The organism is Cellulomonas sp. P22, from assembly GCF_044392165.1.
In genome coordinates this window covers 48,329-63,660 of the sequence record NZ_JBISBW010000006.1, presented here as the reverse complement: position 1 = coordinate 63,660, position 15,332 = coordinate 48,329, and the positions used below count along the sequence as shown (strand labels likewise).

Annotated in this window: 14 protein-coding genes, 1 pseudogene and 1 riboswitch; of the genes and pseudogenes, 4 read left to right on the top strand and 11 right to left on the bottom strand. The window is 74.3% G+C overall.

The genetic code is table 11. From position 1 onward, the window contains the following. Positions 1-41 precede the first annotated feature (41 nt). The 5 genes and pseudogenes from ACGIF2_RS06870 to ACGIF2_RS06850 all read right to left on the bottom strand — a co-directional run bounded on the left by ACGIF2_RS06870 (position 42) and on the right by ACGIF2_RS06850 (position 4,741). Complete coding sequence (locus tag ACGIF2_RS06870; protein ID WP_396044877.1) at positions 42-1,028, bottom strand: ABC transporter substrate-binding protein; 987 nt, start codon at positions 1,026-1,028, stop codon at positions 42-44. Between the two features lie 130 nt (positions 1,029-1,158). Continuing rightward, complete coding sequence (locus ACGIF2_RS06865; protein WP_396044875.1) at positions 1,159-1,929, bottom strand: amino acid ABC transporter ATP-binding protein; 771 nt, start codon at positions 1,927-1,929, stop codon at positions 1,159-1,161. Next, on the bottom strand, positions 1,929-2,984 hold the full coding sequence (locus tag ACGIF2_RS06860) for an amino acid ABC transporter permease (protein WP_396045690.1): 1,056 nt from the start codon (positions 2,982-2,984) through the stop codon (positions 1,929-1,931). Before ACGIF2_RS06860 ends, ACGIF2_RS06865 begins: the two co-directional genes overlap by 1 nt. Positions 2,985-3,077: 93 nt before the next feature. Next, a pseudogene (locus ACGIF2_RS06855) lies at positions 3,078-3,506 on the bottom strand (GNAT family N-acetyltransferase); the annotation flags it as partial. Continuing rightward, positions 3,503-4,741: an LLM class flavin-dependent oxidoreductase gene (locus ACGIF2_RS06850; RefSeq protein WP_396044873.1), complete on the bottom strand. Its 1,239-nt coding sequence runs from the start codon at positions 4,739-4,741 to the stop codon at positions 3,503-3,505. The pseudogene ACGIF2_RS06855 and the gene ACGIF2_RS06850, both read right to left, overlap by 4 nt. 578 nt (positions 4,742-5,319) lie before the next feature. Next, positions 5,320-5,458: riboswitch (SAM riboswitch) on the top strand. Between the two features lie 42 nt (positions 5,459-5,500). Here ACGIF2_RS06850 and ACGIF2_RS06845 point away from each other — a divergent pair. Together ACGIF2_RS06845 and ACGIF2_RS06840 are read left to right on the top strand one after the other, a co-directional pair. Next, complete coding sequence (locus ACGIF2_RS06845; RefSeq protein ID WP_396044871.1) at positions 5,501-6,088, top strand: NADPH-dependent FMN reductase; 588 nt, start codon at positions 5,501-5,503, stop codon at positions 6,086-6,088. Then, entirely contained in the window at positions 6,085-6,615 is a 531-nt protein-coding gene (locus ACGIF2_RS06840; RefSeq protein ID WP_396044869.1) for a flavin reductase family protein, read from the top strand. Before ACGIF2_RS06845 ends, ACGIF2_RS06840 begins: the two co-directional genes overlap by 4 nt. Positions 6,616-6,716: 101 nt before the next feature. Here the strand turns inward: ACGIF2_RS06840 and rlmB are convergent, their stop codons facing one another. From rlmB to ACGIF2_RS06815, 5 genes are read right to left on the bottom strand one after another with little or no spacing between them, the layout of a single operon-like run. Then, positions 6,717-7,742 carry a 23S rRNA (guanosine(2251)-2'-O)-methyltransferase RlmB gene (gene rlmB / locus ACGIF2_RS06835; RefSeq protein WP_396044867.1) on the bottom strand — a complete coding sequence of 342 codons (1,026 nt, stop codon included), beginning with the start codon at positions 7,740-7,742 and terminating at the stop codon, positions 6,717-6,719. Next, complete coding sequence (cysS, locus tag ACGIF2_RS06830; RefSeq protein ID WP_396044865.1) at positions 7,742-9,187, bottom strand: cysteine--tRNA ligase; 1,446 nt, start codon at positions 9,185-9,187, stop codon at positions 7,742-7,744. Before cysS ends, rlmB begins: the two co-directional genes overlap by 1 nt. A gap of 54 nt (positions 9,188-9,241) precedes the next feature. Next, on the bottom strand, positions 9,242-10,417 hold the full coding sequence (locus ACGIF2_RS06825) for an amino acid deaminase/aldolase (protein WP_396045688.1): 1,176 nt from the start codon (positions 10,415-10,417) through the stop codon (positions 9,242-9,244). A gap of 2 nt (positions 10,418-10,419) precedes the next feature. Beyond that, complete coding sequence (locus ACGIF2_RS06820; RefSeq protein ID WP_396044863.1) at positions 10,420-11,784, bottom strand: MFS transporter; 1,365 nt, start codon at positions 11,782-11,784, stop codon at positions 10,420-10,422. Beyond that, positions 11,781-12,494, bottom strand: coding sequence for a TetR/AcrR family transcriptional regulator (locus tag ACGIF2_RS06815; protein ID WP_396044861.1), 714 nt, complete (start codon positions 12,492-12,494; stop codon positions 11,781-11,783). The genes ACGIF2_RS06820 and ACGIF2_RS06815 overlap by 4 nt, the downstream gene beginning before the upstream one ends. Positions 12,495-12,645: 151 nt before the next feature. On the opposite strand from ACGIF2_RS06815, the gene ACGIF2_RS06810 reads away from it, so the two are divergent. Together ACGIF2_RS06810 and ACGIF2_RS06805 are read left to right on the top strand one after the other, a co-directional pair. Next, entirely contained in the window at positions 12,646-13,980 is a 1,335-nt protein-coding gene (locus ACGIF2_RS06810; protein WP_396044859.1) for a D-arabinono-1,4-lactone oxidase, read from the top strand. A 73-nt stretch (positions 13,981-14,053) separates the two neighbouring features. Then, a complete protein-coding gene (locus ACGIF2_RS06805; protein WP_396044857.1) occupies positions 14,054-14,995 on the top strand; it encodes a zinc-binding alcohol dehydrogenase family protein in 942 nt (313 codons plus the stop codon). On the opposite strand, the gene ACGIF2_RS06800 is transcribed toward ACGIF2_RS06805, so the two are convergent. Next, entirely contained in the window at positions 14,985-15,248 is a 264-nt protein-coding gene (locus ACGIF2_RS06800; RefSeq protein ID WP_396044855.1) for a hypothetical protein, read from the bottom strand. The two genes, ACGIF2_RS06805 and ACGIF2_RS06800, sit on opposite strands and share 11 nt — an antisense overlap. Positions 15,249-15,332 lie beyond the last annotated feature (84 nt).

Genomic DNA, 15,332 nt, shown 5'->3' with positions numbered 1-15,332 from the left:
TCGATCGGTGCGGGGCCGTGGCGTCTCGGTGAGGGTGCCGGTCAACTCGTCTTGGGCAGCCCCGGCGGGTTGGTCTCGGGCTTGGCGATGGCCTCGTCCTGCAGACCCCATCGCTCGAGCACCTCGGTGTAGGAGCCGTCGTCGAACACGTGCTGGAGCGCGGCGGTCACGGCCGGCGCCAGGTCGGTGCCCTTGAGGGTGGCCACGGCGATCTGCGCCGTGAGCGGCCAGCCGCCGTTGAGCGTGCCCGCGACGCGGAAGTCTTTCGGCGAGGACCCTGCCGTGAACGCGAGCGAGGCGTTGGGCCCGACGTAGGCGTCGATGCGGCCCGACTGGAGCGCGAGCAGCGCGTCGCTCAGGTTCTCGTAGTACTCGGGCTGACCGTCCGCGATCGGTTCGAGCCCGGCGGCGACGTTCTCCGCGTCCCACGCGAGCAGGATCTTCTCCTGGTTGGTGCCCGATGCGACCGCGACCCGCAGGCCGGCGATGTCCGCGGGTTCGGCGATCTGCTCCACGTTCTTCGACCCGGTCGAGACGAGCCAGCCGAGCTGGTCGTTGCGGTAGGACGAGAAGTCGTACAGCTCCTTGCGCTCCTCGGTGACCGTCACGTTGGAGATCACCGCGTCGACGTCCTGCGACTGGAGCGCGAGCGGCCAGTCGGCCCAGGCGCGCACCTCGAGCTCGAGGTCGAGGCCGAGCGCGTCGGCGACGAGCTGCGCGATGTCGGTCTCGTTGCCGATCGGGGTCTTCTCGTCGTCCGCGAGGAACGTCAGCGGCGGGCTGCCGCTGGCACTCGTCGCGACCTTCAGGGTGCCGCGCTCGGCGACCGCGGCGGGCAGCAGCGCGACGGCCGCCGGGTCCTCGGTGCTGCGGATGCGGTCCTGCTCGGGGCTGGTGCTGATGGTCAGGCCCACGGCCTCGGCCTTCGCACCGACGTCGCCGGCGCCTGCGTCGACGTCCTCCGTGCCGGCCTGGGCGCCGGCGCACGCGGCGAGCGCCAGCAGGGGCACGAGGGCCAGTGCGGTCACGAGCCTTGCTCGTCGGGTCGTTGCGGTCACGGGGTGCTCGCTCTCGGTCGGTGGTGGTGGTGCGGGACGGGCGGGCGCGGGTGCGCACCGTCCGCTCGGGGCGGGTGCCCCGGGTCTGTGGTGGGCGCGGTCAGAGGACCTTGTCGAGGAAGGCCCGGGTGCGCGCGTGCCGTGGGTGGTCGAGCACCTCGCTGGGGTTGCCCTGCTCGACCACGAGCCCCTCGTCCATGAACACGACGGAGGTCGCGACCTCGCGGGCGAAGCCGATCTCGTGGGTGACGACCACGAGGGTCGTGCCCGATCGGGCGAGGTCCTTGATGACGTCGAGCACCTCGCCCACGAGCTCGGGGTCCAGGGCCGAGGTCGGCTCGTCGAACAGCACGACCTTGGGCCGCAGCGCGAGGGCCCGGGCGATCGCGACGCGCTGCTGCTGGCCGCCCGAGAGGCGGCGCGGGTGCACGTCGGCCTTGTCGGCCAGCCCGACCCGCGCGAGCAGCGCCCGCGCCTCGACCTCGACCTCGGCCCGGCGGCGACCCTGGGCGTGCACGGGGGCCTCGACGACGTTCTCGAGGGCCGTCAGGTGCGGGAACAGGTGGAACCCCTGGAACACGAACCCGATCTGGGTGCGCTGGCGCAGGATGTCCTTCTCCTTGAGCTCCTGCACCACCCCGTGCCCCACGCGGCGGTACCCGATGAGCTCGCCGTCGACCTGCACGAGCCCCCGGTCGACCTTCTCGAGGTGGTTGATCACGCGCAGCAGCGTCGACTTGCCCGAGCCCGACGGCCCCAGGATCACGGTGACCTCGCCCGGGCGCACCACGAGGTCGACGCCCCGGAGCACCTCGAGGGTGCCGTAGGACTTGTGCACGCCGCGGACCTCGACCAGACCTGCGGCGCCCATCAGACGTCCCTGCCGTTCTCGGCGCGCATCCGGGCGAACCGGGAGCGGGTGAGCACGTTGCCGGCCAGCGAGGCGCGGGCCTGGTACGCGGGTGGCAGGTCGGTCGGCAGGGGGCGTCCGGTCAGCCGGGACCACGCCAGCCCCCACGCCCAGCGCGCCTGCTGGAGCGGGGTCGGTGGCAGCGTGCGCAGCGCCCCCTGGGCGTAGTGCCGCTCGACGTAGTACTGGACCACCGTGATGACGGTGGTCAGCACGAGGTACCAGATGCCCGCGACGAGCAGCAGCGGCACGACCCGCTGGTTGCGGCCGTAGATGACCCCGACGATGTAGAACAGCTCGCCGTAGGCCAGCACGTAGACCACCGAGGTGCCCTTGACCAGCCCGATGATCTCGTTGACGGCGGTCGGCACGATCGTCCGCATGGCCTGCGGCAGGATGATGCGCCGCTGCTGACGGCGCCGGGGCAGCCCGAGCGCGGCAGCCGCCTCGTGCTGGCCCTGGTCGACCGAGAGGATGCCGGCGCGGACGATCTCGGCCGAGTACGCCGCCTGCGAGAGCCCGAGACCCAGCACCGCGGCCCCGAACTTGTCGACCACGTCGAGCGTGCCGAAGTGCAGCAGCTCGGGCCCGAACGGGACGCCCAGCGACAGGGTCGGGTACAGGTAGGCCAGGTTGTACCAGAGCAGCAGCTGCAGGATGAGCGGCACCGAGCGGAAGACCCACGTGTAGGTCCACGACACCGCGCGGAGCAGCGGTGACGGGGAGAGCCGCATGAGGGCCAGCACCGTGCCGAGACCGAAGCCGATGACGGCCGCGACAGCTGTGAGGCGCACGGTGCCCCACAGCCCCTGCAGCACCGAGGGCCAGGTGAGGTACTGCCAGACGACGGACCACTCCCAGCGCGTGTTGGTGGTGAGCGAGCTGACCACCATGGCCAGCAGCACGAGCGTCGCCGCCGTCGCGACCCACCGCCCCGGGTGCCGGGCCGGCACGACGCGCGGCTCGACGACCGGCAGCAGCGTCTCCTCGACGAGCAGCGTCTCCTCGACGGGCAGTGTCTCCTCGACGGGCAGCAGGGTCTTCTCGAACGGCAGCGGCCCGATGCTCGCCGGGTCGGCGTCGACGTCGAACAGCGGCGAGTACCCGGTCGCGAGGTACAGCCCGCGGGCCTCGGGCTGACGCGGACCCGTGGTCAGGTAGACGCGCGAGTAGCCCCGCTCGGCGACGATGCGCTCGAGCTCGGTCAGCACGCGGCGCGCGAGCCCCCGGCGTCGCTGGTCAGCACGCGTCCAGATCCGCTTGAGCTCGGCGGTCGTCCCGTCGTAGCGCCGGAACGCACCGCCGGCGACGGCCTCCCCGTCGACGAGCAGGAGCAGCAGCCCTCCGCCCGGGCCGGACAGCTCCTCGGCGGGGTAGCCGTGCACGTGCTCGGCGACCTCCTGCTCCGTCCGCTCGTACCGCCGCGCGTACTCGACGACCAGGTCGTCGAGCAGCGGCCGGGCGAGCGGGTCGCTCGGCAGGACGAGGCGCACCTCGACGTCGGACAGATCGGCGCGCGGGCGCACCTGGACGGTCATGACCCCACCCCGGCGACCGACAGCCCCACGTCGGCGGCGGCACCGTGGGAGCCGGTCGAGGATCCCGACCGCCGCCACGCGTCCGCGAGCAGCTCGTAGCTGCGCACCCGGTCCTCGTGGCGGTGCGTGACGGTGGTGACCAGCAGCTCGTCGGCGGCCGTGAGCCGCTGCAGCGCCGCGAGCCGCTCGACGACCGTCGCGGGCGACCCGACGAGCTGGGTCTCGACCCGGTCCTGCACCGACGCGTGGTCCTCGGCCGTCCAGCCGTCACGCAGACGCGCCGCCTCGGCGCCGTCCGGGAACGGGATCGCACCGTGGCCGCCGCGGATCGAGCGGACCCAGGGCCCGTAGCCTGCGGCGAGACGGCGGGCCTGCGCGTCGTCCTCGCCCACGACCACGTCGACCGAGACGATGACGTACGGCGCGGCGTAGGCCTGCGACGGGACGAACGCGTCCCGGTAGGCGGCGACCGACTCCTGCAGCGTAGCCGGGGCGACGTGGTAGTTCGCGCCGTAGGGCAGCCCGAGCTCGCCCGCGAGGCTCGCGCTCGGTCCGGCGCTCGACCCGTGCACCCACAGCTGCACGTCAGCCCCCTGGGCGGGTGTCACAGCCACGGCCTGCCCGTCGGGCGACCGGTAGGTGCCCGCGAAGAAGTCGAGGATGTCGCGCACGTCGGCACCGAAGCCCTCGCCGTCGCCGGGGGCACGCCCCAGCAGCCGCGCCTGGAGCGCGAGCCGCGCCGGGTCGTAGCGCTGCGGCCCGACGGGCGGGATCACGACGCCGTCGACCACCCTCGTGCCGGTCGGGGCACCGTCCCCCGCGGCGACCGGTGCGGGAGGCGTCTGCTCCGCGGGGGCGACCCCGCGCTCCGCCGACGGGTCGCGCCTCGGCACCCCCGAGCGCCCGATGCCGAGGTCGACCCGGCCGGGGTGCAGGGCGGCGATCGTGCCCCACTGCTCGGCCACCTGCAGCGGCGAGTAGTTGCCCAGGATCACGGCGGCGGACCCGACCCGGATCGTGGTGGTGGCCGCGGCCACGAAGGCGGCGAGCACGGCGGGGCTGGCGCCCGCGACCCCCGGGTTGAGGTGGTGCTCGGCGAGCCAGTACCGGCGGTAGCCGGCACGCTCGGTCGCCCGCGCCAGGTCGAGGGTGTGCCGCAGCGCCTCGGGCGACGAGCTGCCCGACGACACCGGGCTCAGGTCCAGCACGGACAACGGGACAGGTGGGTACGACATGGGTGGTCTCCTCCACCGCCGACGGGGCGGTGCGCGGGGCGCGGGTGTCGGGGATCGGCCAGGACGGCACCGACCGGCCCGACGCCGGCGCGCGGGTGGTCGCGGCCCGGGCAGGGCACACGGGTGCGGCGGCTCGGGTGCGGGGATGCGGAGCCCGCTGCCTGCCGACCGGTCGTGGTCGGGGCGCGGGGTGCTCGGTGGCGCCGGCCGTGCGTGCGGCGGGCGCGGGGGCCGAGGGAGCCGTCTCGGAGGGGCGTGCCGTCGGCTCGCCCGTCCACGGACGCGCTCAGGCGCTGGGACGGGGAGGGTGTGAGCCGTCGTCGGGCGGGGATCCAGGCGCGTGCGGGACCGGGACCCCGCCTGCCGGTCCGAAGATCAGCAGACGAGCATCAACAACAGCGACAGGGCGCGACGGCGGCGAGGAGCAGGTCGCTCGGCCCGTGGCGGTGGTTCGTGTCGGTGCTCACGCCTCGGAACCTAGGCCGAAGGTCTCGAGCGCGTCAACAGATGTGGCGATATCGGTCACGCCGTGAGACACCGGTCGCGGGGTCTCGGCGGCCCGTGCTACAACTTCGACAGGTCTTGAGCACCAGCGCTCGTCCGGGTCGAACCCGTCCGAGCACAGCCCCGGCTCGCTGGTCAGCAACCCCCACGTGTCACGGCGGGGTGCTCCGGGTGACGACCTGGTCGTGCTGAGGGGCACGGCAAGCGTGATCGACATCGGCGGCCGTCACGGTCGCCCACCTCCGAGGACCCACCATGACCGCTCCCAGCGTCTCGACGCCCGCTGCCACCACCCCGACCCCCGACGGACCGCCCGGCCGGACCGCCCGGTCGACCCGGGTGGCGACCGTCGTCGGGAACCCCCGTGCCGGCTCCCGCACCCGGACCGCCGCGGAGTCCGCGGCCCGGGCGATCGCCACCCGGCTGGGTCTCGACGTCGCGCCGACGCTCGACCTGGCCGATCTGGCCCCCGAGCTCTTCGCCGCCGCGCACCCCACGGCCGACGCCGCGCTCGACCGGCTCGCCACGGCCCGGGTCGCCGTCGTCGCGACGCCCGTCTACAAGGCCAGCTACACGGGCCTGCTCAAGGCGTTCCTCGACCTGTACGGGGCGGACGGCCTGCGCGGGCTCGTCGTGGTCCCGCTCGTGGTCTCGGGCAACCCGTCGCACGCCCTCGCGGGCGAGGTGCACCTGCGCCCGCTGCTCGTCGAGCTCGGCGCGATCGTCCCGACGCGCACCCTGGCGCTCACCGAGTCCCAGCTCAGGGGGCTCGACGCCGTCGTCACCGCGTGGGTCGACACCCACGGCGACCAGCTCGCCCGAGCGGTGGGGGTGGACGCGTGACCGCCGACGCACCGGCCCGGGTCGGCCCGGTGACCCAGCTGACGCCCGACGAGTACAAGCGGGTCTTCCGCCGCCACCCGGCGGGGGTCGCTGTGATCACGCTCGCCGACCCCGCCACGGGACGACCCGTCGGGTTCACCGCGACGTCGGTCATCTCGGTCTCGGCCGCTCCCCCGGTGCTCGCGTTCTCGGTCGCGTCGACCTCGTCGAGCTGGCCCGCGCTCGCGTCTGCCGAGACGGTCGTGGTGAACTTCCTCGGCCACGGCCAGGCGGACCTCTCGGTGCGCTTCGCGACGCACGGCGTCGACCGGTTCGCGGGCACCGCGCACGTGCTGCTCGCGGGCGGCGAGCCGGTGCTGCTCGGCACGCTCACGTGGGTGCACGGCCGGGTGCTCGAGCGCATCGCCGTGGGCGACAGCTACCTCGTCACCGTGCACGCGCTCGCGTCCGACACGAGCACGCAGGGCACCCCGCTCGTCTACCACGACCGCGCGTACACGCAGCTGGGTGACCACTACGAGATCTGACCGGCCACGACCCGGTCGCCACGCCGACGTCGCCCGGACGCACGCGGAGCGCGGCACCTCAGGGGCGCCGCGCTCCGCGTCGGACGTGCAGGTCGGGGTCGTCAGGCCCCGGCGGCCTCCGCGCGCTGGCGGGCGACCTCGTACAGCGCGATCCCGGCGGCCACGCCGGCGTTGAGCGACTCGACCGAGGACATGATCGGGATCGAGACGATCGCGTCGCAGTGCTCGCGCACCAGACGGGAGATCCCCTTGCCCTCGGAGCCGATCACGATCACGAGCGGGTCGGCCGCGAACGGCAGGTCGCCGACGGGGGTGTCGCCGCCGCCGTCGAGACCCACGATGAAGCACCCGGCCTTGCGGTAGGCCTCGAGCGTGCGGGTGAGGTTCGTGACACGCGAGACCGGGACGCGGGCGGCCGCACCGGCGGACACCTTCCAGGCGGAGGCCGTGACCCCGGCCGAGCGGCGCTCGGGCACGACGACACCGTGCGCGCCGAACGCGCCGGCCGATCGCAGCACCGCACCGAGGTTGCGCGGGTCGGTGACGCCGTCCAGCGCCACGATCAGCGGCGCCTGGTCCGCCCGCGCCGCGGCGTCGAGCACGTCGTCGGCGTCGCCGTACTCGTACGGCGGCACCTGGATCGCCACGCCCTGGTGCACCGAGCCGTCGGTCAGCCGGTCGAGCTCGGGCTTGGTGACCTCGAGCAGCGGGTAGCCGCGCCCCGTCGCGATCTGCAGGATCTCGCGGGTGCGGTCGTCGGCCTCGAGGCGCGAGGCGATGTACACGGTCGAGACGGGGATCTCGGCGCGCAGCGCCTCGAGCACGGAGTTGCGGCCGTTGACCATCTCGTGGGTCGCGCTGACACCCTTGGTGCCGCGCTTGCCGGGGGCGCTGCGCGACGTCCGACCGATGCGGGCGGGCGCCCCGTCACGGGCGGTGCCCGTCACGGTGCGGCGCTCGGCGGCAGCCTTGCGCTTCGCGGCCGGGTGGTGCGGGCGCTCCACGGCCTTGGGCGTGGGTCCGCGACCCTCGAGGCCCTGGCGGTTCTGACCGCCCGAGCCGACCTGGGCGCCCTTCTTCGACCCGGGCTTGCGCGTGGCGCCCCGGCGCTGCGAGTTTCCTGACATCAGATCTCGTCCTCATCACTGCGGTGCGCGAGCGACCAGCGGGTGCCGGTCGCGGAGTCCTCGACGAGGATGCCGGCGGCGGCGAGCCGGTCCCGGATCGCGTCGGAGGTGGCGAAGTCACGCGCTGCGCGTGCTTCGGAGCGGGCGGCGATCTCTGCGGTGACGAGCGCGTCGAGCGCTGCCGAGATTCCGCGGTCGTCGCCCTGGCGGCGCCACTGCGGCCCCGCCGGGTCGAGCCCCAGGACATCGAGCATCGCGCGCACGGCGACGAGCTCGGTCCGGACGGCGGTCAGGTCGTGCGCGGCGAGCGCGCTGTTGCCGGCGCGCAGGTGCTCGTGCACCACAGCGAGCGCGGCGGGCACGTTCAGGTCGTCGTCCATCGCGGTCACGAAGCCCGCGGGCAGCTCGGCCTTGGCCACCTCGGTGTCGTCCACGGTGCCCACCTGCTCGGTGGCGCGCTCGACGAAGCCGGTGAACCGCTCCCAGGTGGCCTCGGCCTCGCCGACGGTGTCAGGCGTCCACTCGAGCATCGAGCGGTACTGCACGGCGGTGAGCGCGTAGCGCAGCACAGCGGGGTGCGTGGTCTCGAGCAGCGCGCTGACGAGCAGCCCGTTGCCGAGCGACTTGCTCATCTTGGCGCCGCCCTGCGTGACCCAGCCGTTGTGCAGCCAGTACCGCGCGAAGCCGTCACCCGCGGCGCGGGACTGCGCCTGCTCGTTCTCGTGGTGCGGGAAGCGCAGGTCGAGCCCGCCGCCGTGGATGTCGAAATCGGGGCCGAGGTAGCGCCGGGCCATCGCCGAGCACTCGAGGTGCCAGCCGGGCCGGCCGCGACCGAACGGGGTGGGCCACGAGGCCGTCTCGGGCTCGCCGGGCTTCGGGGCCTTCCACAGCGCGAAGTCGCGGGGGTCCTTCTTGGTGCCCTCGTCCTCGGCCGAGCCGTCGGGCGCGGGCACCATGTCGTCGAGGCGCTGGTTCGTGAGCGAGCCGTACTCGGGGTAGGAGCGCACGTCGAAGTACACGTCACCCTCGCCCGCGACGTACGCGTGGCCCGAGTCGACGAGCTGCTGCATGAGCTCGACCATCGCGGGCACGTGACCCGTCGCGCGCGGCTCGTAGGTGGGCGGCAGCACACCGAGCGCGTCATACGCGGCGGTGAACGCGCGTTCGTTCGCCATGGCCCAGGCCCACCACGGCTCGCCCGCGTCGGCGGCCTTCGCGAGGATCTTGTCGTCGACGTCAGTGACGTTGCGGACGAGCGTCACGCGGTAGCCCTCACGGCGCAGCCAGCGCACGAGCACGTCGAACGCGACGCTCGAGCGCATGTGGCCGATGTGGGGGGTGCCCTGCACGGTCGCACCGCACAGGTAGATGCCGACCTCGCCCGGGACCACGGGGACGAAGTCGCGCACCTCGCGGGTGGCGGTGTCGTACAGGCGAAGGCTCACACGGGCAAGGTTACCGGCGCGTGCGACCCTGACCCGACTGCGAGCCGCCGCGGATCAGCCGAACGTGCGTCCTTCACCCCGGTAGGTGGGCACCGTGCGCTCCACCTGGTCGCCACGCACGAGGTGCACGGCGTCGAAACGCTCCATGACCTCGCCCGCCTTGGCGTGCCGGAACCACACCCGGTCACCGACCCGCAGATCCGCCGACGAGCCGCCGCGCAGGGGCGTCTGCACCTCCCCCGCACCCTCCCGGCCCGTGAGGCGCAAGCCTGCGGGTGCCACCGGACGGGGCAGCCGGGAACGGGTCGCGGGGCCCGAGGCCACGTACCCGCCACCGAACGCTGTCGCGTAGCCGCGGGCCGGCACGCGCACCACGTCGAGACCGAAGTAGGCCGCGGGGCGCGGCACGAACGCCCGGTAGGCGTCGAACAGGGTGGGCACGAACAGGCCCGAGCCGGCCGTGACCTCGGTGACCACGGGGTCGCCCGCGCTGGTCTCGAGCGACCCCGAGCCGCCCGAGTTGACCAGGTCGAGCTCGTGGCCCACCGCGTCGCGCACAGCGTCGAGCACCCGCGCCCGGCGCCGGTCCAGGTCGGCGACCGACGCCCGCTTGACGGCCCGCACCACGGGGCTCGAGTCCGGCATGCCGGCGACCTGCGCCTCGTAGAACATGACGCCCCGGAGCTCGACGTGATCGCGCCGGACGATCTCGGCGGCGACCGCCCCCGCGTCCTGCGGGGTGTGCACGGGTGAGCGCCGCACCCCCAGGTGCGCGGTGAAGGGTCCGAGCCGCACCTCGAGGGACGCGTCGACGTCGAGGCACAGCCGCAGCCGGTGCCCGCCGCTCGCCGCGGCCCGCTGCGCGAGGTCGACCTGGGCCAGGTCGTCGACCATGAGCGTGACCGCGCGTGCGGCGACCGGGTCGGAGGCGAGGGCCAGCAGGGCCTCCTCGTCGACCGTGGGGTACCCGACGAGCACGTCCTGGACGCCCTCGTGCACGAGCCACAGCGCCTCGCGCGCCGAGTACGCCATGACGCCCGCGAACCCTGGCAGGGCGAGCACGCTCTCGAGCACGTGCCGCACGCGCACCGACTTGCTCGCGACGCGCACCGGCACCCCGGCGGCACGTCGCACCAGGTCATCGGCGTTGGCCTCGAGGGCGTCGAGGTCCACGACCGCGAGGGGCGCCGGCAGCCCTTTCGTCGCGGCGTCCAGCCGGGTACCGAGCATGCTCACGGGGCACCGTCCCGGGGGTCGGGGGTCGCGCGCGACCCGTGGAGACCGGCGGCGGCGCCGTCACCGGTGCCCGGCTCCGTGGCCTGCGCGGTGCCGGACGTGCCCGCCATCATGCTCCCGTTCGCGGCGGTCCGGGGGTCGGACGACGCGTCCTCCGGCACAGGTCGGTCGTGGACGCCGAACCGGGGCGCCAGCACGATGATCACGACCGCGAGCAGCAGCGGCACCGCGAACCCGACGCGCAGGGTCGCCCCCGTGCCGATCGCACCGACCAGCACCCCGCCGAGCACGGCCCCGACGTAGTTGAAGCCGTTGAGCCGGGCGACCACGGCGTCGGCGTGCTCGGGGGCGAGCGACCCCGCGGCCGCGAAGCACAGCGGCGCGACGGCCCCCAGACCGAGCCCGGTGAGCGCGAAGCCCGCGACCGCGACAGCGGGCACGGGTGCCAGGACGACGGCGAGCAGCCCGGCCGCCCCGATCACCCCGGCGGCTCGCACCACGACGACGCGACCCCACCGGCGCACGGCCAGGTCGCCGCTGAGCCGCGAGACGAGGGTCGTGGCGAGGTACACCGAGAGGCCCACGGGTGCCAGGTCGTTCGCGGCGCCCAGGGCGTCGCGCAGGTAGATCGAGCTCCAGATCTGGGCCGCGGAGTCCACGACGAAGTACGCCACGACCGCGATCCCCAGCACCACGATCCCGGACCAGGGCACCGCCCGGGCCGCCTGCTGCTGCTCCGGGGTGGGGCCGACGGCTTCGTCGTGCGCGCGCCACCCCGTCCGCACCACCTGCACGGCGATGAGCGCGACCACCACCGTCACGGCGGGCAGCGCGACCTGCTGCGCGATCCCGAGCGCCTCGTAGGCCACGACGAGGAGCGTCCCGAGGATCGCCGCGGCCGACCACGCGGCGTAGAACCCCGTGAGGATGCTGCGCCCGTACACCCGCTGCAGGGCCACGGCCTGCATGTTGGTGCCCGCGTCGACCAGCCCGAGCCCGAGCCCGTAGACGGCGAACCCGACGAAGAACACCGGCAGCGCGGGGGCCAGCGCGACCAGCAGCACGGCGGTCGCGACGGTGCCCAGACCCAGGGTCAGGACCGTGCGGCTGCCGGGTCCCCGCGCCACGCGGTCGGCGACGACGGTCCCGGCCCCCGCCATGACGCAGATCCCGAGGGTCACGAGCGTGACGACGCCGTCGTCGATGCCGAACCGCTCCTTGAACCCCGGCAGGCTCGCGACGAGCGCCGCGTAGGCGAGCCCCTGGGCGCCGAACCCGAACGCGACCCCGACCCGGGCACGTCGTGCGGCGGACGAGGGTGCCACCGCGGCCACGCGCGAGCCGCCGGGGTCCGGGCTCACGACCGCGAGCTCGCGGTCTCCACGACAGCGGGCAGGACAGACCCGTCGACGGGCTGCACGGTGGCCGACCCGGGACCCGTACCGACGCCCACGGGGAGCGCGGCGACCGGGTCCTGGAACTCGACGGTCTGGGTCGCGAGGTAGCGGGCGAAGCGGTGCAGGCCCTCGATCGCGAGCTGGTCGTCACCGTCGACCAGCCACGCGAGCGCGTAGCCGTCGATCATCGCCACGACCGTGCGGGCGAGGACCTCGCGCGGCACCGACCAGCTCACCTGCGCGCCGTGCTCGATGCGCTCGAGGAACAGCGCGACCGAGGCCCACGTGCCCCGGTACTGGTCCATGGCCACCTGGTTGAGCTCGGAGTGCCGCAACGACGTCGTCGTGAGCTCGTAGCTGAGGAGCTGTGCGCCCCGGTTGTCGCGGATCCCCCGCCACAGGCCCTCGACGGCGAGCTCCAGCACCGTCGGCAGGTCCGCGTCGGGCGGGACGGCGGTCTCGGTCATGGCGAGGTTCTGGGCCGTGATGGCGTCCGCGACAGCCCTCAGCAGCTCGTCCTTGTCCTGGAAGCAGTAGTGGACGACGCCGAGCGAGACACCCGCCTCGGCGGCGACGGCCCGGACGGTCGCGGCGTCGATGCCGTCGCGACTGGCGACGGTCAGCGCGGCCTCGATGAGCTGTTCGCGCCTCTCGGCGACTGGCAAGCGATTCATGATCCCCCCGTATCGCGCCCGGTCTGTGACCGCCCAGGCTGGTGCGGTCAACCCCGCGCGCCCCCTTGCCCTCATTTCAACGGCGGTCATGACAATAGTCAAGGGAATCAGGCACTTGACTTGGACGGTCGCCCAGAAAGAAGGTCTGTGCATGAGCGCGGTCACCGATCAGCACACCTGGCGCAACTGGGCCCGGACCGAGTCCGCCCGACCGTCGCGGGTCGTGCACCCGCGCGACACCGCCGACCTCGCGTCGATCGTCTCCGCGGCCGACGGCCTGCGCATCCGCGCGGTCGGCGCCGGGCACTCGTTCACCGGCGCGGCCGTGACGGACGGCATCCAGGTGCACCTCGACCGGCTCACGCACGTCGAGCGCGTCGAGCCCCAGCCCGACGGCACGACCCACGTCACCGTCGGCGCAGGCATCCGGCTGCACGACCTCAACCGGGTGCTCGCCACGTGCGGCCTGGCGATGCGCAACCTCGGCGACATCGACCACCAGACGCTCGCGGGCGCGATCTCGACCGGCACCCACGGCACGGGCAGCCGGCTCGGCGGTCTCGCCACGCAGGTGGTGGGCGTACGGCTCGTGACCGCCCGCGGCGAGGTGCTCGAGGCCTCGCCGACCGAGCGGCCGGCGCTGTTCGAGGTCGCGCGGCTCGGGCTGGGCATCGTCGGGGTGCTCGTGGCCGTGACCGTCGCCGCGGTGCCCGCGTTCCGGCTGCAGGCCGTCGAGGAGCCGCTGCCGCTCGACGAGGTGCTCGGGCGGCTCGACGGCCCCGACGGGCTCGCCGACGGGAACGACCACTTCGAGTTCTACTGGTTCCCGCACACGCGCCGAGCGCTGACCAAGCGCAACAACCGGGTGCCCGCGCACGTCGGCGCCCCGCTGCCCCGCGTGCGCGGCTGGGTGGACGACGAGCTGCTCTCGAACGGTGTCTTCGCGACCACGAACCGGCTCGCGACGGCCGTGCCGGGCCTCACCCCGCGCATCAACGCGCTGGCCTCGCTCGCGCTGAGCGCCCGCACGTACACCGCGCCGTCGCACGAGGTCTTCATCTCCCCGCGCCGCGTCCGGTTCCGCGAGATGGAGTACGCCGTGCCGCGCGAGTCGGTGCGGGACGTGCTCGCCGAGATCGACACGTGGATCCGGGCCTCTCGCGAGAACATCCCGTTCCCGCTCGAGGTGCGTTTCGCGGCCGCCGACGACGTGTGGCTCTCGACGGCGCACGGCCGCGAGACCGCGTACGTTGCCGTGCACCAGTACCTGCGGCTGCCGTTCCGGCGCTACTTCCAGGCCGTCGAGCGGATCATGGGTCAGGTCGACGGCCGCCCGCACTGGGGCAAGCTGCACTGGCTCGACGCCGAACGGCTCGCCGACCTCTACCCGCGGTTCGCCGACGCGCGCGCCGTCCGCGCCGAGCACGACCCGGACGGGGTGTTCGCGAACGAGTACGTCGACCGGGTGCTGGGCCCGGTCGCCTGACGCCTGCCGGGGGCGACCGACCAGCTGACGGACGACCCGAGACACGCGGGGGACGCGCGTGCTTGCCTGAGACATGAGCCGTGCCGTCGTCGCGTCCGCCTATGGCGGCCCCGAGGTCCTGACCGTCGTCGACTCCGACCCGGGCGCACCCGGTCCGGGCGAGGTGGTCGTCGAGGTGCGCGCCGCGGGGGTCAACCCGTCCGACTGGAAGGGCTACTCCGGGCAGTGGGGCCGCGACCGCGCCCGGCTGCCGCTGCGCCTGGGCCGCGAGGTCGCCGGGGTCGTGGTCGCGGTGGGACCCGACGTGGAGACACGCTCCGAGGGCGACGAGGTCGTCGCGTGGCCCGTCGTGGGCGGCTATGCGGACCGGGTGCGGGTCCCGGCCCGGGTCACCGCCCCGCGGCCGGCAGGACTGGGCTGGGCGCAGTCCGCGGGCCTGCTCCTCACCGGGTCGACGGCCGTCCACCTGCTCGTGGCGACGCGCGTGGGGGCCGGGGACACCGTGCTCGTGCACGGCGGGTCCGGGGGCGTGGGACGCCTCGCGGTGCAGCTCGCCCGGCTGCGCGGCGCCCGGGTGATCGCCACCGCGAGCCCCGGCTCGCACGACGACCTGCGCCGCCTCGGTGCGACGCCGGTGGCCTACGGGCCCGGGCTCGTCGAGCGCGTCCGGGCGCTCGAGCCCGTCGAGGGGGCCGTGACGGCCGCGATCGACACCGCAGGGACCGACGAAGCCCTCGACGCCTCGGTCGAGCTCGTCGCGGACCGCAGCCGGGTCGCGACGATCGCGGGGTTCGTGCGCGGCGGGGAGCTCGGGGTGCAGCTCCTGGGCGGCGGGAAGGGGGCCGACCCCGGCACGGACATCCGCGAGGCCGCACGCGACCAGCTCGCCGCGCTGGCCGACGAGGGGGTGCTCGACGTCGTCGTCGCGCACACCTACCCGCTCGAGGACGCCGCCCGCGCGCACCTCGAGAGCATGCAGGGGCACCCGCACGGCAAGCTCGTGCTCATCCCGTAGGCGGCGGGGCGAGCGCGACGTCCCGCTCGCTCAGCACCGACGCCGTGTGCTCGTCGAGCGCGGCCAGCCCGGACATCGCCGCCTCGAGGACCTCGACCGGGACGCGCACCCGCAGCCGGACGCGCGGTGGGCCCTCACGGCGGGGCAGCGGGTCGGACGCCAGACGCGTCTGGCCGGTGCGCGTGGGAGCCGTGGACCCGAGCGCGCCCACGCGGTTCTCCGCGCGAGGCGTGGGGGGGTGCGTCATCGTCACGAAGGGGGACGGTACAGACAATTGACCGCGCATGCGAGGTCTGGATCGAGACCGGTCAGGGTGGGACACTTCGGGCTGCGGAAC